Source organism: Microbispora bryophytorum (genome assembly GCF_006874465.1).
In the GTDB taxonomy this organism is placed as follows: Bacteria; Actinomycetota; Actinomycetes; order Streptosporangiales; family Streptosporangiaceae; genus Microbispora; species Microbispora bryophytorum.
Map to the genome: position 1 here is coordinate 159,823 of NZ_VIRL01000006.1, position 18,299 is coordinate 178,121.

An 18,299-nucleotide genomic window follows, 5' to 3' on the forward strand; every position below is an offset into this window, starting at 1 on the left:
GCCGCTGACGATCGGCGGACCTTCGTCCGGCCGTTCTCAGACGAGGTCGCGGTAGTAGTAGAACATCGGTTCGGGCGCCCCGGGCTCGCTGTTCGCGAAGCCGTGCGCCTCATAGAAGCGGCGGGCGTCGGTGTCCTCGCCGTCGACGTTGATTTCGAGCGTCTCCGCGCCGCGTTCCCGCGCGAGGCGGCACGCCGCTTCCAGCAGGGCGAGGCCGAACCGCTGTCCGCGCATGCCGGGCCGCACGTACAGCTCGTCCAGGATCGCGGCCGGACCTTCCTGCCAGACGTTGGGCCGGAAGGACAGAACCGCGACGCCGACGGCCGGTTCCCCGGTGAGAAGCACGACGAGGTGGTCCCCGGGGATCATTCGGCGCAGGCGCGCGGTGAGCACGTGCGGTCCCGGCGACGGCGTGTCGAACTCGCGGTTGAAGGCGTCCAGCAACCCGGCGACGACAGCGGCGTCGGCCGCCGTCGCCTGCCGTACCAGGTGCTCGTGCAGAGGTGTGGCCACCTCCGCACCCTTCCTGCTCGGCCTGGCGGACCACAAGGTATTTTCTCGGTCGCGGAAGAGGCGGGTGACCATTTCCGCCCCGATCGCGTCTGGTCTGTTGTGACAGACACGAAGACGCGGAGGGCGCCATCATCGAGGAGCTGTATCGCGAGCACTGGGCGCTCGTGTGCGGGTCCGTTGGGTCGGCATCCTCAAGGACTACGACGACGACAACCTGCACGACTTCGATCTGAGCCTGGCGCGGCTGCGCAAAGCCGCCGACGACGGCCTGGTCTACGCCTACGTGGACTCGTTGGTCACGATCGGGGAGCTGCGCAAGATCATCGAGGATCCGCTGGTGAGGACGGTCCGCGTGGCGGACGTCGCCTACGATCTCGAACGGCCCTGAGACGGCCGGTTCGCGCAAAAGCGGTGGTCATGGCGTGAGCGGCATCACCCGCCACACCTCTCCCTCTGGTCAGATCCTCCATGTCCGGCGGAAACGCTTGGGCCAACTGCCCTAGACGCATTCATGAGGCTCGGTGAAGCATCGAAATGAGGCCGTTTGGCGCATAATCGCCGTTCGAATCCCTTTTCGCGACAATCTCATCAGTGCCGTCATACGGCACGGCGGACGGGAAGGCGGCCGAAATCGGGCACCGGGAAAAGCCCAGGTGACCTGACCTGGTGAGGCCCGATCGGGCCCAAGGGGGAACCATGCATCGGAAATCCAGACAGCTGGCTCTCGCGGCGATTTTCGCCTCGACGCTCACGGCCGGCGGAATCGCGCTGCTCGGCGGCACCGCCTCCGCGGCCACGATCGAGCCCGGCGGTTCGGTGCGGGCGACGTCGTACACCACCACCGTCAGCGAGCCGCTGCTGGTGACCGAGTCCGCACCCGTGGCCGGGACGGTGTCGATCGGCGCGCCGACGATCACTGTCGCGCAGTTCCCGGCGCAGTGGTCCGCCGCGCAGTACGCCGGTTCGAGTCTGCCCAGCGGTTCGATTCTGCGGAGCGAGGCGTTCCCGGGCATGGGCGCGTCGATGGAGCAGACGGCGGAGGAGGTCCGGCAGAGCATCCGGGACGAGGCGAGCAGCGCCAGCCAGCAGATCATGCAGGAGGCCGCGGGCGCGCAGCAGCGCATCGAGCAGATGTCCCAGCGCGCGCAGCAGCAGGTGTCGGAGCAGGAGCAGTCCCAGTCGCAGTCACAGTCACCGTCACAGTCACAGTCGTCGGCGGGCGAGTCGCAGACCTCCTCGCTGCCGGAGAGCGCTCCGGGCAGCGCTCTGGGCAGTGCTCCGGAGAACGTCCCGCCCGAGATCTCGGGTCCGGAGAGCGCCCCGCCGGAGGGCATCCCGCCGGCGTCGACTGAGTCGTCCTTCTCGTCCTCCTCCGAGTCGTCCTCCTCGGGGGAGTGCCAGTGAGGGCGCGGGCGTAGTTCGCGGCACGACGGCTCCGCTCCGCGCGGGGCCGTCGTGGCGTGCACGGTCGCTTTCGTTATGCCTGCGAGCTGCGAAGACAGCAATAGGTGGCGGTTAGGTAATCGATGCCCCCGCTGGCCAGGCGTAACGTGCTTTTCCACGGAGTGGATAGATGTGGGGCGCCTCTGCGGGATGTAGACCTGGTTTGCTCGGTCGCGGCGATGCTTGCACCATGGGCGTGGCTTACCTGGAAGAATTGGTGAGACCGCTAGGGTGAATACATCAATGCGGTTAACCGGATCGAGAGCAAGAGGAAACCGCGCCAGCCGGAGGGATCGGCGCGAGCGGAGGCGTGATGGCTCGCAGGTCAGACGTCCAGCAGGATCCGCGGATCGCTGGCGACCCTGACCCGTACCCATTGGAAGGCTTCGAGGCGACGAGCGCCGCGCACGGCACTGCCCCCCGCCGCAGAGGCTGGAGTGGCGGTGGAGGCCGCTGGCTCGTCTGGACCGGGCGGGTCATCCTCTGGGCACTGATCGTCGTCATCCTGGTCAACGGCATACGCGCCCCGTTGGAACGGCTGGCGGGAGACGATCAGCCCACCACGACGCCGACCGGCACGGTCACCTCCGGATTCCCGGCGACGCAGGCGGCGGCCTTCGCCAACCAGTTCGCGGCGGTCTACCTCAACTACGACGCGGCCACCCCCCAGCAGCGCGCGGAACGGCTGAAGTCGTTCCTGCCGGAAGGCGCCGACGAGCAGTTCGGCTGGAACGGGTACGGGCGGATGTCGGCGGGGGCCTTCCAGTTCGCCGGGATCGACCTGATCGACGACCACAACGCCCGGGTGACCGTGACGTACCAGTCGGGGGGCAGCCGCGGTCTGCTGTCCGTGCCGGTCTATTACGACAACGGCGGGTTCGTGGTCTCGGCCCAGCCGGCTCTGCTGCCCGCCCCGGGCCCGGCGGGCCTGCCGCAGCTCCCGGACCCCGACCGCGACTCCGCCACCGAAGCCGAACTGCGTCCCCAGCTCGAAGGCTTCTTCAAGGCGTACGCCGCGGGCAACCAAGTGGACCTGCAGCGCTACGTCGCGAGCGGGGTGACCGTCAACGGGTTCAACGGGGAGTTCACCCTCGCCGAACTGAAGGACGTCGTGGTGCCGCCGGACGGCGCCGACAGCAGGAAGGTCACGGCGGTGGTCGTGTGGGCGGTGGCGTCCGGACAGTCGACGGCGGTGGCGAGCCCGTCGCAGGATCCGGCGGCGCAGCCCGCCGGTCTTGAGCAGGCCTACCAGTTAACGATTGAAAAGCAGGGCGGCAAGTGGTTCGTCAGGGACATCCAAGGTGCGAACCGGTCCGTGGGGTAGCGCATGCCCGGCAAAGACATCGCTGATCCATACCCCCGGGAGGGCGAGAGTTGATACTGAAGACCATCGCGGACCACGTCCTTGATCTTGCCGCGCCGTCACCGGCGCCGACGACGGGCATCAACACCGAAGGTCTCGCCGACTTCCTCCGAAAGTTCTTCGCTCCGCTCTTCCTCGCGGTCGTCTCCGTCGTGGCGATCTTCTTCCTCTTCACCCGCGAGATCACCAGGTTCGTGCAGTTCATCATCCTGGCGATCGCGATCGGCGTGATCTTCTACGTTCCCAACATCATCGAGGTGACGGCGAAGGCGATCGCGGGCGCACTTGGCATCAAGTGATCGGGCGGAGAGGAGGTTCGGGGTGGATCTGCCCACATATACCAATATCTGGCGTATTGAGAAGCGGCTGTACAAGCTGTACGACCTACGACTGCCAATGCCGCTTCCGGTCGTCTGGATCGGTGTGTTCGTGGGTGTCTCCGTGCCGTGGTGGGTCTTCCTCTACCTGATCGGACTGCCGTTCGCGGCACCCTGGCACGTCATCTACCTCGTTCCTCCGGGCGTGCTCACCTGGCTCTCCACCCGTCCCGTCATCGAGAGCAAGCGCCTCACCGAACTGCTCCAGTCGCAGCTCCGCTACATGAGCGAGCCGCGGACATGGTGCCGCATGGCCCCGTTCGACGAGCCGGACGAGGTCGCCTTGACGGCGCGTGTCTGGCGGACCACGCCACCGGCCGCGGCGGCGCACGCCAGAGCGACGCGCAGGGCGCGCCGCGCGGTCTCGGTCAAGGTGCCCGTCCCGAAGGTCTCCAGGACCGGCGCACGGGCGGTCTCGCCCGCCGCCGCGCGGGTGGGCGCGCACCAGGTGGACCCCTCGCGAGTCGTACGCCCGGCCGTGGCGGCCGCGGCGGCGGCCGCCGCACCGGTCACCGCACCGCTCACCGACACACCCCCCGCCACTGCCTCCCGCAGCGGTGCCGCCGCCCGGGCCGGCGCCACCGGTGAGCGTGTCTTCCGCCTCGCGGAACCGCCGGCAGCGCCCGCGCCGCCGGCACCGCCCGCACCGCTCGCACTGTCGCTGCCGCCCGCGCACGCGGCGGAGCCGCAGACCGGTCTCGGCACCGGCCCGGATCGCGAACACGAGCCGCACGAGGGACACGGCGAGGGACACAGCGGGGGACATGACGCCCACGAGAAGAGCCATGAGAGCCCTGTGCAGGTCCCGGTGCAGGTCCCTGTGCGGCAGGAGCCCCCGGCCGCTCCCTCCGAGGCTTCGGAGGATGCCGCGGTCCCGCCCATCGGCACCGAGACGCTGCGCCGCCTGCGCCGGCTCGCCGCTTCGGCCGAACCCCACGCCGTACGGCCGTCCGATGTCGTCTCCTCCATCGATCCGACCACGGTAGAGCCCGCGCACGAGGAGCGTCCTCGCGACGAGCGTGCGCGCGACGCCGAGCCCGGCGGGGAGAGCGCAGACACCGCAGAGAACGCAGGCACCACGGAGAACGCAGGCACCACGGAGAACGCAGGGGCGCCGCAGGGGTCCGAGGCGGAGTCCGCGCCCGGGGAGCCCGCCGACGACGTGGACCGGGAGAACACGGCGCAGCGGGACGCCGCGGCCCTTGAGCAGCATCGCAAGGGCCGCCCGCCGAGGCTCGTGCGCCCCCGCCTGCCGGGCGGCACAGGGGACGAGCCGGCGGCCTGGGCGGCCTCGGAGGACACGGAGCCGGACGAGGACGCACGGGCCGGACGCGCCGGACGGGCCGCGACGGACGTCACCACCGAGCACGCACCGGCGGCCACCGCCTCGGTCACCCCCGCCTCGGTCGCCCCCGCAGCTTCCGATGCTTCCGCGCAGGACACGCCCACCTGGATCAGGCCGTCCCGCGCGCCGCAGGAGGTGCCGGACGACGCCGCTTCCGCTGCGTCCCCTGCCCCGCACCCTGCTGAGCCCCCTGCCCCGCACCCCGCCATCCACCCTGTTGCGCCCCTTGCCGCGTATCCCGCGCGCGAGGGGACGCATGCGCCCGGGTCCAGGCCGTACGAGAGCGCCAGGGGCAAGGGGGACGTGACGCCGCCCCCGGCCGGTCCGGCGGGAGTGTCGATCCGAGCCGTGCCCTCGGGGCCCCGCGCGACCGGCCCGGCCGGTCCGGCCCGGCCGTCGCTGCCCGCTCCGGGAACGGCAGTCCCCGGCAGGCCGGCGCACGAGGAGCCGCCGCGGCTGCGCCGCGTCGAGGCCGTGGTCGGGCGCGACACCTCGGGCGGCTGGCGGCGCCTGGCGCAGGTCGTCGTGGGCGGCAGCCGTACGGACGGCATGGAGGTCGACGAGGCCCGGACCCGCATCCCGCTCACCACGAGCAGGCGGATCATGGTGCTCGGCTGCACGGGGGGCGCCGGGCAGACCACCACGGCGTTAATGCTGGGCCACACGCTGGCCCGTCACCGCGATGACCGTGTGCTCGCGCTCGACGCGAACACCGGAGAGGACACGCTCACGACGAGGATCGCCGCCGAATCCCCCGAGACGCTGAGCTCGCTGATCGAGAGCGCGGAAGAGGTGACCGGCTACCTCGGCATGCGGGCGTACACCACGCGCTGCGAATCAGGACTGGAGGTCGTCGGGGCGGACACCGACGACCGGGTGACGCAGCGCCTGGCGGAACGCGCGTTCCTGGCCGACTGGCGCAGGACCCTCGCCGCGCTCGACCGGCACTACCGGCTTACCGTGATCGACCCCGCGGCTGCGCTGGCGGCCCGGCTCCTGCCGTACGCCGACCAGCTCGTGCTGGTCGCCCCCGCGAGCGAGGACGCCTCCGAGGCGGTGGCGATGACCTACGAGTGGCTCGACGGGCACGGCTGCTCCGACCTGCGACGCCGCGCCGTGATGGTGATCAACGGCGTGAGCCGTCGCAGCCTCCCCGACGTGGAGCAGGCCGAGGCGGTGGCCAGCGGCCGCTGCCGGGCGATCGTCCGGGTGCCCTGGGAGGACGAGCTGGCCCCCGGGCGGCCGGGACCGGTCGACGTCAATCACCTCCGAATGGGCGGCCGCAGGGCGTACGTTGCGCTTGCGGGAGTGATCGTGAGCGGCCTGGCGGCTGTCCAGGCCAAGCAGGAGGTGGCCAGATGAGGGGCGAGCGAGGAAGCTGGTGAGAGGTCGATGAGCAGGGCGCGCAGTCGCCTCGCGGTGCGTTACTTCGACGATCGCGTTCTCCTCACCGACTCGGCGGCGTGGGCCTACTTCCGGCTGCCGACGGTGAGCTACGAGTTCCTCACCCCCGAGGAGCGCGAGGCGCTGGCCACCAACGTCACGATCGCGCTGGCGGCGATCAGGATGCCGGACGCCGAGGTGCACCTGCGGATCGCGCACCGGGCCTACCCGGCGGCGGAGTGGGCGATGGCGCTCAACTCGACCTCCGACGAGGGCCAGGGCTGGCGGGAGTACCTGGAGGAGATGTACCGCCACGTCTGGGCCAAGGACTTCTGGAGCAAGGAGATCTACCTCGGCGTACGGCTCGGGCCGCGCGGCGCACAGCTCGGCACCGGCGTGCTGGCCCAGCTCTTCGGCTTCTACCAGCGCAGCGAGAAGGCCCTCGGCATCGAGGACGACCACGTGCCGGACAAGGAGATCACCCGGTGGACCGAGGCCGCCGAGCGGCTCGGCCGGGCCCTGGCCTCCAGCGCGTTGTACGCCCGCCACGCCACCTCTTCGGAGATCGCCTGGCTGTTCCAGCACGCGGCGGCGGGCGGCCTCGGCGAGCCGCTGGCCTCGGCCACGCCGCGCCGCAGGTGGGGCAAGGGCGAGATCGAGGCGCTGGTCGAGGGGCAGATCCACAACGGCCGGTCCCTGCTGAGGATCGAGCAGCCGGCCGGAGACTCCTACACCGCGCACCTGTCGTTCGCCCGGTTCCCCGATCTCATGCCGTTCCCCGACGGCGAGCCGTGGCTGCACTTCGCCGACCAGTTGCCGTTCCCGGTGGAGATTTCCAGCCGGATGCGGCTGATCCCCCCGGTCAGGGCGAGCAAGGATGTGGCGCGCAAGCTGGCCCACGCCCGCGACATGGACATCCACATCCGTGAGGCGGGCGCGGAGGCGCCGCTCGCGCTGGCCGAGCAGATCGACGCCGCCCGCATGCTGGAGCACGGCATCACCAAGGAACGGCTGCCGTTCGTGTACGGCTGGCATCGGCTGAGCGTCAGCGCGCCGACCGAGGAGATGTGCGTCCAGCGGGTCGAGGCCGTCGTGGAGCACTACCGCGACCTCGGCATCGACGTCGTCAACTCCACCGGCGACCAGTTCTCGCTGTTCTGCGAGGCCCTGCCGGGGGAGCGGCTGCGGGTCAACGCGTACGCCCAGCGGCAGCCGCTGCGCACGATCGCGGGCGGCATGGCCACCGCGACCGTCGAGCTCGGCGACCGGGTGGACGAGTCGAACGCCGGATGGATCGGGCCGTACGTCGGGGAGACGCTGGGGCGGGCGCGCAGCATCGTGCACTTCGACCCGCTCGTCGCGGCGGCGCGCAACCGCCCGACCGCCATCGCCATCACCGGAGAGCCGGGCGGCGGCAAGACCACGCTCGCGCTGCTGCTGATCTACCAGATGGCGCTGCGCGGCGTCACGATCGCGGTCATCGACCCCAAGGGCGACGCCGAGTCGCTCGTACGGCTGCTGCGCAACCGGGGCCGCAAGGCCAGGATCATCCCGCTGGGGTCGGCCGCGCCGGGCCTGCTCGATCCGTTCTCGTTCGGCGACGACATCGCGACGAAGAAGACGATGGCGACCGAGACCCTGCGGCTGCTGCTGCCGAGGATGTCGGAGGAGCGCGAGTCCGCCATGATCCAGGCGGTCGCCGCGGTCTCCAACGAGCCCGACCCCTCGCTGGGCAAGGTGGTGGACCACCTGGAGCAGTCCACCGACCCGGCGTCCAAGAACCTCGGCGCCGTGCTGCGGTCGATGTCGGAGATGCACCTGGCCAGGCTGTGCTTCGACGCCTCGGGCGGCGAGCAGATCGACACCGAGGGCTGGACGACCGTGTTCACGCTGGGCGGCCTCACGCTGCCCGATGTAATGACGGTCAGGGACGACTACTCCTACGAGCAGCGGCTGTCGGTCGCGCTGCTCTATCTGGTGTCGCAGTTCGCGCGCCGCCTGATGAACGGGCTCGACCGGCGCACGCCGAAGGCGATCTTCCTCGACGAGGCGTGGGCGATCACGTCCACCCCCGAGGGCGCCAAGCTCGTGCCGGAGGTCTCCCGGATGGGCCGCTCGCGCAACACGGCGCTCGTCCTGGTATCGCAGAACGCCGGTGACCTGCTCAACGAGCAGGTGACCAACTGTCTGTCGTCGGTCTTCGCGTTCCGTTCGACGGAACGCGTGGAGGTCGGGCACGTGATGGAGCTCCTCGGCGTGGATCCGTCGGAGGAGCACAAGGCGGTGCTGCGCTCCCTGGGCAACGGGGAGTGCGTCTTCCGGGATCTGGACGGCCGGGCCGGCCGTATCGGGGTGGACCTTATCTCGGAGGAACTGCTGCGCTGGCTTGACACCAATCCGACACACGACAAACCAAACGAGAACGTGCATGATCTTCTTGATGGGGGCTCCGGTCGGTCGGGGGTCGCGCAGGAGGTGCGATCGTGAGCGTGCGCAGGAACGGTCCGAGGGGCCGCGCCAAGGAGGGTGCCAGACGCGGCAGGAGGATACGCCGGACTCTGGCGCTGCTGTTCGTCGCGTTCGCGGCGTTCGTGACGCTGCCGCTGATCTTCCCGTCGGATACGGCGAGCGCGGTCGGGCCGTGTGACCTGTCGCCGGCCCTCGCCCCGGAGATCGTGGGCGGCGGCGTCGACGGGCTGGTCCAGCCGCCGGCCGCGGACGTGACCGCGACCGCGGGCCAGAACACCGAGCAGGCGCCGAAGCCGCCGGTGACCAACTACGAGCGGTACGGCATGGCCGGCCAGTTCTGGCACACCTACGACCTCGGGTGTTCCGACGTCACGGCCGTGCTCGGCAACGCGTGGGCCAACACGGTCTTCTCGTGGGCCAAGGCCGTCGACCGGCTGACGATCAGCACCTACCAGGCGGCGGCCACCGAGGGCCCGCTGCAGCCCATCAAGGACGTCGCCGACGAGGTCGTCACCAACCTCGCCAACGCGATGTACTGGCCGTACCTGCGGCCGATCGTCATCCTCGGCGCGATCTGGCTGGCGTGGTACGGACTGATCCGCAAGCGCGCGACGACGACCACCGAGGGCGTCATCTGGATGGTCCTCGCCGTCACGGTCGCCATCTGGTTCTTCAGCCGGCCGGGTGACTTCACCGGCCTCGGCAAGACCGTGACCGACAAGACCGGCGAGATCGTGAACTCGGCGTTCTCCGGGCTGCCGGGGGCGGGCGGCGCGTCCTGCCTGCCGATGAAGGAGACCGCGCCGGGCGAGGTGCCGAGCGCGCCCACCGCGGGCGGCTACGGCCGCCAGGGCACGCCCGGCGTGGAGCAGAACGCGGACGCGCTGTGGTCGGTCCTGGTCTGCAAGCCGTGGCTGATGGGTGAGTTCGGCACGGCCGACCCCGACGCCGGTCTCGTGAAGGGTCTGGGCGCCAAGCTGCTCAACCTCCAGGCCATCGACGCCGCCGAGCAGGCCGCCGATCAGACACCGGCCTCCGACTCCCACCAGCAGCGGTTCGAGGAGGAGGTCGCCAAGCCGATGCAGAGCACCCCGGCGTACTTCCTGTTCCAGGGCAAGGACTGGACCAGCCGCCTGGGCATCTCGATCGGCGCGTTCATCGCGGCGATGGTCGCGGGTCTGCTCATCTTCCTCGTCGCGGTGTCGCTGCTCGTCCTGAAGGTCGGTTTCCTGCTGCTGCTGATGCTCGGGCCGGTCTTCCTGCTGATCGGCGTGCATCCGGGCTCCGGCCGCATCATCGCCATGCGCTGGGTGGAGATGCTGGTCGGCACCCTGCTGCGCCAGGCGGTGCTGGCCCTGGTGCTGGGCATCCTCGTGTACGGCTACGCGCTGATCATTTCGACCAGCCTGCCCTGGGGCATGCAGATCCTGTTCATGGCGCTGCTGACGATCGCGGTCTTCTTCTACAGACGGCCGTTCCAGCACCTGTTCGCCTCGATGGACGGGCACACGCTCACCACCCGGATGCTCGGCGAGGCCGCCAGCGCGCCGACCCTGTCGCGCGCGGCCAACGCGCTGCCGCCGGTCGCGGCGGCCCGGGCGGCCCGGTGGGGCCTGCGCAAGGCCGAGCCGGTCATCAGCGCGGCCGCGATGGCGACGGGCGCGGGCACGGCGGCCGCCGCGGCGGGGGTGGCACAGGGCCGCGTGCGCGGCGAGGAGGGCGCGGGCGGCGTGCCGGCCCAGGCCGGAGCGCGTGCGGGGGCCCAACCCGCGCCGCTCGACGCCGACGCGCAGGGGGCCGGCCGCCGCAAGGCCGGGGTCACCGCGTCACGTCCCGGATCGGCCCCGCCGCTCAACCTGTCGGGGGTGCGGCCGGCCGGACCCGTACGGGCGTCCACGCCGTCCGGCCCTGGCTCGCCCTCGCCGGCCCAGGTCGCGTCCGCCGCGGCGTCGTCGGGGAGCCCGGCGGGCCCGCCGCAGCGGGTCACCGGCGCTTCGGCCGTGCCCGCGCCGTCCGCGGCATCGTCCGCCGCGCCGGCTGCCGCATCGTCCGGAGCGCCGTCCCGCGGCCGCGTGTCCGGGGGCGGCGGTTCCGGCGGCGGCTGGTTCAGCGGCAGGTCCGGCGGCTGGGCCTCCCGGCCGTCGTCCCCCAGGCCGTCCGGCGGAAGCTCCGGTGGGAGCTCGGGCGGCAGCTCGGGCGGGTTCTTCGGCGGTTCGCGCGGCTCCTCCGGCGGGTCCTCGAACAGGTCGTCCCGTGGTTCTTCAGGTGGCTCTTCGGGTGGTTCGTCCGGTGGCCTGTTCGGCGGATCGTCCCGGCGGGGCGACGGCGGCCGTTCCCGGCCCGCCCCGCCGCGTGACTCCGGGTCGTCCGGCGGCTCGTCGTCCAGCCGTCCGCGTTCGGAGCCGCCTCCGCTCTGGCTGCCGAGCAGGGGAGAGGGCACGCGCCGCGGCGGCGACGCGCCCACCCCGTTCTGGGCCAAGCCCGCCGACCGCGACTCCGGCGACTGACGGGAATCTCCGCGCTGTCATGAGAAGCCGAAACAGTGACCGGGGGAAGGGCCTCGCCTTCGCGGTGGCCGTCGTGGTGCTCGCCGCCGTCGGCGTCTACCTCACGATGAGCCCGCCGTCGAGCTCCTCCGCCGGGAGCGACGAGCAGACGAGGGAGCAGTCCGTCGTGGCCACCCCGCGGGCGACGGCCGCCGTCCGGGAGCCCAGCCCGGTGGCCACGACCCCCGGCGCCTTCGACGTGTACGCGTACCTGCCGCTGTCGAAGGAGGAGATCGGCGCGGCGGCCGACCTGGCGCGCCGGTTCACCGAGGCGTACGGCACCTTCTCCCCCGGCGAGGAGCCGGCGGCGCGGGCCGACCGGCTGAAGCGGTTCGCGACCGACGAGTTCGCCGGCCAGCTCACCAGGACCGTCACCGATCCCGCGGTGGTGGAGCAGAACGAGACCGACCAGGTGACCTCCAAGGGGTCGGCGAAGGTGGCGACGATCCGCGACATGACGGCCGCCCAGGTGGTGTTCGTCGTCGACTCGGTTCGTCACGTGACCGACAGGAACGGCCAGAAGGACGTGCCCGAGCAGTTCGCGGTGACCGTGATCAAGGCGGGGACCGACTGGCGGGTGTACGACCTGCAGCTGGCCGACGCCGGTCAGGACGGGGACAGCTCGCCGTGACCGCCCCGCCGCGCTTCACTTCGTCCGGCGCCTCGACGCGCGTCGTACGCAGGCTCGCGTCGGCGGGGCGGGACTGGCGGACGATCGCCGTGGTCCTCATCGTGATCGTTCCGGCCACGCTGTTCGGCTCGATCATCCTGATGACCCCCAGCCCGTCGATCCTCTTCGGCGGCGGCGCCGCCGAGAACTGCGCCGAGGCGGCCACGGGGGAGGCCGCGGCCGACGTCTCGCAGACGGCCGAGGGGGACATCCCGGACGACTACCTGGAGCTCTACAAGAAGGTCGGCAAGCAGATCGGCGTGCAGTGGAACGTGCTGGCCGCCATCGGCAAGCGGGAGACCAACCACGGCCGCTCGACGCTGCCGGGGGTGCGCAGCGGCACCAACTACGCGGGGGCCGCGGGGCCGATGCAGTTCCTCATCAGCACCTGGGGCGGCCAGGCCAAGATGCGGATCGAGCCGGGCGTCAACGGCTACGCCTCCGACGGCGACGGGGACGGCTACGGCGACGTCTACAACCCCGCGGACGCCATCCTCGGCGCGGCCAAGATGCTCAAGCGCAACGGCGCGCCCGACGACCTCAGAAGGGCGATCTTCGTCTACAACCGGGCCACCTGGTACGTCGACCAGGTGCTGGAGATCGCCAAGCGTTACGCGGCGACCGGGGACATCGCGGTGCCGGCCGAGGCCGACCCGGCCTGCGACTCCGGCTACGTCGACAGCGCCCCCGACGAGGTCGTACGCAAGATCATCGAGTACGCTCTGGCGCAGCGGGGCAAGCCGTACCGGTGGGGTGGCACGGGCCCCGACGCCTTCGACTGCTCGGGGATCATCTACATGGCCTACCGCAACGCGGGGCTGACCATTCCCCGCACGACCTTCGGCCAGTGGCCCTTCGGCGCGAAGATCGAGGAGGGCCGGGAACAGCCCGGCGACCTCGTCTTCTTCAACGCCGGTCCGGGCACGGCCAAGGACAGTCCGGGGCATGTCGGGATGGTCGTGTCGCCCGGCAAGATGATCGAGGCACGCTGCACGCTGTGCGGGCCCATCAAAATCTCGACGTACCGCGACCGGCCCAACATCGTCGGTTTCACCCGGCCGCTGGAGAACGAGACCGTCGTCGCGCAACTGAAGCGGGCGCAGACGTGACGGGCACGCGGCTCGTCGTCGGGGCCGCGATCGTCGAGGGCGGCCGCCTCCTGGCCGCCCAGCGGTCCGGACCCCCGGCGCTGCGCGGCGGCTGGGAGTTCCCCGGCGGGAAGGTCGACCCGGGGGAGGACGAGCATGCGGCGCTGGTGCGCGAGTGCGCCGAGGAGCTCGGGGTCCAGGTCGTCCTCGGACGCCGCGTCGGCGGGGACTGGCCGCTGGACAACGGCTTTCTGATGCACGTGTGGCTCGCCACCGTCGTCACGGGCGTGCCCCGCCCACTGGAGCATCTCGCGCTGCGCTGGCTGGAGCCGCACGAGTTGTACGACGTCCCCTGGCTTCCGGCGGATCTGCCGGTCGTCGCCGCGATCGAGAAGCTGCTGCCAGGTCAAGGGGCATAGTCGCCGAATCGTTCGCAAGATCCGGCTTTGCTCCTGCTTTTACCGAACTACAATCGGTCCTGACCTCGAAGCCGGGCCGACAGGAGGCGAACGGTGATTGGACGCGTGTACATGAGAGCCGCGTCCTCGGCTGTCGCCTCGGTGGCCATCGCCACGCTGGCGATCGTGGCCGTGGGTCCGGTGATCGGCGCCAACGCCGATCCGGTGGAGCCGTGCGACCCCGCTGTGGACCCCCAGTGTGCCGTGGTCACGGTCACCGTCACCCAGACGCCGCCGGCCACCGCCTCGGCGAACGCGAGCCCCACGGCCGAGCCGGTGGTGACCAAGACCGTCACCATCACGCCGACGCCGACGCAGACCAAGACCAAGACCCCCAAGCCGGTCACGACGACGACCGCTCCCCCCGCGGCCACCTCGGAGCAGAACCCGCCGCAGTCGACGCAGACGTTCCCCACGCCGTCTGACATGTCCATCCCGAGTCCGACCCCGAGCCCGGCGGACGACGGGCAGGTGAGCCTGCCCCCCGCGTCGGCCGAGCCGACGCCGGACACGGCGCAGCAGACCCCCAGCACGGGCGTGACGTTCGAGCAGCCCGATCCCGAGACGGTGCCGATCGAGATCCGCAACGCGTCTCCCGAGTACGACAAACCGACGCTGGCCCACCGGCTCGCCATCCCCGCCGGGGTGCTCGTGGGCATCGCGCTGATCGCCTGGCTGATCTTCGAAGGCCGGCTGCGCAGGATGGCGCACGCCGCCGCGGTGCGGCGGGGCGGCCCGGCCGCGGCGCGGACGCCGGCTCCCGAGGCGGCGGCCTACCCGGCGGCGACCCCCGGCTACGCCCCGATGATGGGTTTCGTGCCCGTCCAGCCCTACACCGTGGGCTATCCGCAGCAGCCCTACGGCTACCCGGTGCCGTACGGCTACGCCCAGCCGTACGGGTATCCGGTGGCCGACCCCGCCCAGCTGCAGGCGCAGCAGCAGGCGCAGGCCCAGCAGTACCCGGGCCAGGCCCCGGCGCCCCAGGGCGCGGCCGATCCCTGGAGCCAGGCGGTCGGTGAGGCCCAGGCCGGGGTATGGAGCGAGGCCACCCGGCCCGGCCATCTTCCGCAGCCGCCCCAGGGCGAGGACCCGACCACCCAGCGCTGACGAACAGAAAGGCGCCGATCGGACGGACCGATCGGCGCCTTTGTCGGGTACTCAGCTGTCAGAGGCTCAGCGCTGACGCTTGAAGATCTTCGAGCCCAGCCAGACCAGCGGGTCGTACTTCCGGTCGACGACGCGTTCCTTCATCGGGATGATCGCGTTGTCGGTGATCTTGATGTGCTCGGGGCAGACCTCGGTGCAGCACTTGGTGATGTTGCAGTAGCCGAGGCCGTGCTCCTCCTGCGCCGGCTCCTTGCGCTCCGCCACGTCGTACGGGTGCATGTCGAGCTCCGCGATCCGGATGAAGTACCGCGGGCCGGAGAAGTTCGGCTTGTTCTCCTCATGGTCGCGGATCACGTGGCAGACGTTCTGGCACATGAAGCATTCGATGCACTTGCGGAACTCCTGCGAGCGCTCGACGTCGACCTGCTGCATGCGGTACTCGCCCGGCTTCACGTCCGCGGGCGGCGTGAACGACGGGACCTCGCGGGCCTTCTGGTAGTTGAACGACACGTCCGTCACCAGGTCCTTGATGACCGGGAACGTCCGCAGCGGCGTGACCGTGATGGTCTCGCTCTCCTCGAAGGTGGACATCCGGGTCATGCAGCCCAGCCGGGGCCTGCCGTTGATCTCCATCGAGCACGAGCCGCACTTGCCGGCCTTGCAGTTCCAGCGGACCGCGAGGTCGGGGGTCTGCGTGGCCTGGAGCCGGTGGATGACGTCGAGGACGACCTCGCCCTCGTTCACCTCGACGGTGAAGTCCTCCAGGCGGCCCTCGCCGCCCTCGCCGCGCCAGATGCGGAACTTCGCCTTGTATCCCATCACGACTCCTTGACCGCGGCGTCGTATTCCGCCAGCTCTTCCTCGGTGAGGTACTTCTCCAGCTCGGAGCGCTCGAACAGACCGATGAGGTCGCCCCGCATGGACGGCTGGGCCCTCTCCTCGACCGTGACGGACGTGCCGTCCGGCTTCGCGGAGCAGACCAGCAGCTTGCGCCGCCAGCCGGCCGACATGCCGGGGAAGTCGTCGCGGGTGTGACCGCCGCGGCTCTCCTCCCGCAGCAGCGCGGCCTTCGCCACGCACTCGCTGACCAGCAGCATGTTGCGCAGGTCGAGCGCGAGGTGCCAGCCGGGGTTGTAGATCCTGCTGCCCGAGGAGGCGGCGTTCTTGGCCCGCTCCTTGAGCTTCTCGACGACCTGGAGGGCCTCGCTGATCTCCTCGGACTTGCGGATGATGCCGACCAGGTCGTTCATCGTGCGCTGCAGCTCGTGGTGGACCTCGTACGGGTTCTCCCCGCCGGTCCGCTCCAGCGGGGCCAGGGCCTCGGCCTTGGCCTCCTCGACGCCGGTCACGGACGGCCGCTTGGCCAGCCCGTCCACGTATCCCGCGGCTCCCGCGCCGGCCCGGCGGCCGAACACCAGCAGGTCGGACAGCGAGTTGCCGCCGAGGCGGTTGGAGCCGTGCATGCCGCCGGAGACCTCGCCGGCCGCGAACAGGCCCGGGACCGACGCCGCGCCGGTGTCGGCGTCCACCTCGACGCCGCCCATGATGTAGTGGCAGGTCGGGCCGACCTGCATGGGCTCCTTGGTGATGTCGACGTCCGCCAGCTCCTTGAACTGGTGGTGCATCGACGGCAGCCGCCTGGTGATTTCAGCGGCGGGCAGGCGGGTGGACACGTCGAGGAACACGCCGCCCTGCGGTGACCCGCGCCCGGCCTTCACCTCGGCGTTGATCGCCCTGGCCACCTCGTCACGGGGCAGCAGCTCCGGCGGACGGCGGTTGTTGGCCTGGTCGTCGTACCAGCGGTCCGCCTCCTCCTCGGTCGTGGCGTACTTGTCCTTGAACACGTCCGGGATGTAGTCGAACATGAAGCGGCGGCCCTCGGAGTTGCGCAGGACGCCGCCGTCGCCGCGCACCGACTCGGTCACCAGGATGCCGCGCACCGACGGGGGCCAGACCATGCCGGTCGGGTGGAACTGGATGAACTCCATGTTGATGAGCTTCGCGCCGGCGAGCAGGGCCAGCGCGTGACCGTCACCGGTGTACTCCCAGGAGTTCGACGTGACGACGTACGACTTGCCGATGCCGCCGGTGGCCAGCACCACGGCGGGGGCGTCGAAGAGGATGAAGTCGCCCGTCTCCCGCCAGTAGCCGAAGGCCCCGGAGATCGCGTCCCCATCCTTCAGCAGCCGGGTGATCGTGCACTCGGCGAAGACCTTGATGTACGCCTCGGGGTCGCCGTGCAGCTTCTCGTCCTCCTGCTGCAGGGCGACGACGCGCTGCTGGAGGGTGCGGATCAGCTCCAGGCCGGTGCGGTCGCCGACGTGGGCGAGGCGCGGGTACTCGTGGCCGCCGAAGTTGCGCTGGCTGATCTTGCCGTCCTTGGTGCGGTCGAACAGCGCGCCCCAGGCCTCCAGCTCCCAGACCCGGTCCGGGGCCTCCTTGGCGTGCAGCTCCGCCATGCGCCAGTTGTTGAGGAACTTGCCTCCGCGCATGGTGTCGCGGAAGTGCACCATCCAGTTGTCGCTGCTGTTGACGTTGCCCATCGCGGCGGCGGCGCCGCCCTCGGCCATGACCGTGTGGGCCTTGCCGAACAGCGACTTGCAGACGATCGCCGTCCGCTTGCCCTGCTGCCGCGCCTCGATCGCCGCGCGGAGGCCCGCTCCACCGGCCCCGATGACGACGACGTCGTATTCGTGACGCTCCACTTGAAAATCCTTATGCGAACGGGAAGTTGATGACGCCCATGGCGACGAGCCGCACGTACAGGTCGGCGATCATGACCGAGAACAGCGAGGCCCAGGCGAACTTCTGGTGCCTGGCGTTGAGCTTCGAGACCAGGGTCCACGCCTTGTAGCGCAGCGGGTGCCTGGAGAAGTGGGTCAGGCGCCCGGCGGTGATGTGACGGCACGAGTGGCAGCCGAACGTGTAGCAGAGAATCAGGGCCGCGTTCACGAGCAGGATCCAGCTGCCCAGCCCGGCGGGCTTGTGCACCAGCGCGAGCACCGCGTCGTACGTCAGGATCAGGCCGATGACGATGGCCAGGTAGAAGAAGTAGCGGTGGATGTTCTGCAGGATCAGCGGCAGACGCGTCTCACCGGTGTACTTCCCGTGCGGCTCGGCCACGGCGCACGCCGGCGGCGACAGCCAGAACGACCGGTAGTAGGCCTTGCGGTAGTAGTAGCAGGTGAGCCGGAAACCGCCCGGCAGGCCGAGGATCAGTATCCCGGGCGGCAACGTGTACCAGTCGCCGAACGGGGCGAGCCCGAACAGCCGGGCCCCCTCGGGGCAGGACGTCGCCAGACACGGCGACGAGAAGGGCGCAATGTACGGATCGACGAAGTAGCTCTTGTCGAAGATCGCCCAAAATCCGTAAATCAAGAACAACAGGAGTCCGGCGAACGTGAACGCCGGAGCCAGCCACCATCGGTCGGTTCTTAGAGTGCGCACCCTGATCTGGGCGCGTTGTTTCCTTGCCGCGCTCTCGGCCGTTGTCTGGGTCATCGGAGACCTTCCACCCTCACTGACTCCGCGCACGCC

The 18,299-nt window shown here is 70.7% G+C and carries 15 protein-coding genes; 11 read left to right on the forward strand and 4 right to left on the reverse strand.

Annotated elements, in window-relative coordinates:
• Positions 1-36 precede the first annotated feature (36 nt).
• Positions 37-513: a GNAT family N-acetyltransferase gene (locus FLX07_RS14445; protein WP_208762217.1), complete on the reverse strand. Its 477-nt coding sequence runs from the start codon at positions 511-513 to the stop codon at positions 37-39.
• A gap of 166 nt (positions 514-679) precedes the next feature.
• On the opposite strand from FLX07_RS14445, the gene FLX07_RS14450 reads away from it, so the two are divergent.
• The 11 genes from FLX07_RS14450 to FLX07_RS14500 all read left to right on the forward strand — a co-directional run bounded on the left by FLX07_RS14450 (position 680) and on the right by FLX07_RS14500 (position 14,762).
• Complete coding sequence (locus FLX07_RS14450) at positions 680-901, forward strand: hypothetical protein (RefSeq protein ID WP_142571287.1); 222 nt, start codon at positions 680-682, stop codon at positions 899-901.
• Positions 902-1,209: 308 nt separating this feature from the next.
• Positions 1,210-1,917 (forward strand): hypothetical protein, encoded by a 708-nt coding sequence (locus FLX07_RS14455; RefSeq protein ID WP_142571288.1) that lies wholly within the window; start codon positions 1,210-1,212, stop codon positions 1,915-1,917.
• Between the two features lie 352 nt (positions 1,918-2,269).
• Positions 2,270-3,280 carry a conjugal transfer protein gene (locus tag FLX07_RS14460; protein WP_142571289.1) on the forward strand — a complete coding sequence of 337 codons (1,011 nt, stop codon included), beginning with the start codon at positions 2,270-2,272 and terminating at the stop codon, positions 3,278-3,280.
• 50 nt (positions 3,281-3,330) lie between these two features.
• The gene (locus FLX07_RS14465; protein WP_139577384.1) at positions 3,331-3,618 is read left to right on the forward strand and encodes a hypothetical protein; all 288 of its coding nucleotides are present in this window, start codon (positions 3,331-3,333) and stop codon (positions 3,616-3,618) included.
• Positions 3,619-3,640: 22 nt separating this feature from the next.
• Positions 3,641-6,403, forward strand: coding sequence for a TcpE family conjugal transfer membrane protein (locus tag FLX07_RS14470; RefSeq protein ID WP_167748241.1), 2,763 nt, complete (start codon positions 3,641-3,643; stop codon positions 6,401-6,403).
• A gap of 30 nt (positions 6,404-6,433) precedes the next feature.
• A complete protein-coding gene (locus FLX07_RS14475; protein WP_142571291.1) occupies positions 6,434-8,911 on the forward strand; it encodes an ATP-binding protein in 2,478 nt (825 codons plus the stop codon).
• Positions 8,908-11,400: a type IV secretion system protein gene (locus FLX07_RS14480; protein WP_229689752.1), complete on the forward strand. Its 2,493-nt coding sequence runs from the start codon at positions 8,908-8,910 to the stop codon at positions 11,398-11,400. Before FLX07_RS14475 ends, FLX07_RS14480 begins: the two co-directional genes overlap by 4 nt.
• Positions 11,401-11,419: 19 nt before the next feature.
• Positions 11,420-12,070, forward strand: a complete 651-nt coding sequence (locus tag FLX07_RS14485; protein WP_142571292.1) for a hypothetical protein — start codon at positions 11,420-11,422, stop codon at positions 12,068-12,070.
• Complete coding sequence (locus FLX07_RS14490; RefSeq protein ID WP_229689751.1) at positions 12,067-13,218, forward strand: C40 family peptidase; 1,152 nt, start codon at positions 12,067-12,069, stop codon at positions 13,216-13,218. The genes FLX07_RS14485 and FLX07_RS14490 overlap by 4 nt, the downstream gene beginning before the upstream one ends.
• Positions 13,215-13,616, forward strand: a complete 402-nt coding sequence (locus tag FLX07_RS14495; RefSeq protein ID WP_142571293.1) for a (deoxy)nucleoside triphosphate pyrophosphohydrolase — start codon at positions 13,215-13,217, stop codon at positions 13,614-13,616. Before FLX07_RS14490 ends, FLX07_RS14495 begins: the two co-directional genes overlap by 4 nt.
• A 93-nt stretch (positions 13,617-13,709) precedes the next feature.
• The gene (locus FLX07_RS14500) at positions 13,710-14,762 is read left to right on the forward strand and encodes a hypothetical protein (RefSeq protein ID WP_142571294.1); all 1,053 of its coding nucleotides are present in this window, start codon (positions 13,710-13,712) and stop codon (positions 14,760-14,762) included.
• A 66-nt stretch (positions 14,763-14,828) separates the two neighbouring features.
• Here the strand turns inward: FLX07_RS14500 and FLX07_RS14505 are convergent, their stop codons facing one another.
• The 3 genes from FLX07_RS14505 to FLX07_RS14515 are packed head-to-tail and all read right to left on the reverse strand — an operon-like array spanning position 14,829 to position 18,263.
• A complete protein-coding gene (locus tag FLX07_RS14505; RefSeq protein WP_142571295.1) occupies positions 14,829-15,581 on the reverse strand; it encodes a succinate dehydrogenase/fumarate reductase iron-sulfur subunit in 753 nt (250 codons plus the stop codon).
• A complete protein-coding gene (locus FLX07_RS14510; protein WP_142571296.1) occupies positions 15,581-17,467 on the reverse strand; it encodes a fumarate reductase/succinate dehydrogenase flavoprotein subunit in 1,887 nt (628 codons plus the stop codon). The genes FLX07_RS14505 and FLX07_RS14510 overlap by 1 nt, the downstream gene beginning before the upstream one ends.
• Positions 17,468-17,477: 10 nt before the next feature.
• On the reverse strand, positions 17,478-18,263 hold the full coding sequence (locus FLX07_RS14515) for a hypothetical protein (RefSeq protein ID WP_142571297.1): 786 nt from the start codon (positions 18,261-18,263) through the stop codon (positions 17,478-17,480).
• Positions 18,264-18,299: the final 36 nt, after the last annotated feature.

What these genes read in the sequence shown, in the direction of transcription:
- FLX07_RS14455 (WP_142571288.1), top strand. Translation starts at nt 1,210, where the DNA reads ATGCATCGGAAATCCAGACAGCTGGCTCTCGCGGCGATTTTCGCCTCG.
- FLX07_RS14460 (WP_142571289.1), top strand. Translation starts at nt 2,270, where the DNA reads ATGGCTCGCAGGTCAGACGTCCAGCAGGATCCGCGGATCGCTGGCGAC.
- FLX07_RS14475 (WP_142571291.1), top strand. Translation starts at nt 6,434, where the DNA reads ATGAGCAGGGCGCGCAGTCGCCTCGCGGTGCGTTACTTCGACGATCGC.
- FLX07_RS14485 (WP_142571292.1), top strand. Translation starts at nt 11,420, where the DNA reads ATGAGAAGCCGAAACAGTGACCGGGGGAAGGGCCTCGCCTTCGCGGTG.
- FLX07_RS14505 (WP_142571295.1), bottom strand. Translation starts at nt 15,581, where the DNA reads ATGGGATACAAGGCGAAGTTCCGCATCTGGCGCGGCGAGGGCGGCGAG.
- FLX07_RS14515 (WP_142571297.1), bottom strand. Translation starts at nt 18,263, where the DNA reads ATGACCCAGACAACGGCCGAGAGCGCGGCAAGGAAACAACGCGCCCAG.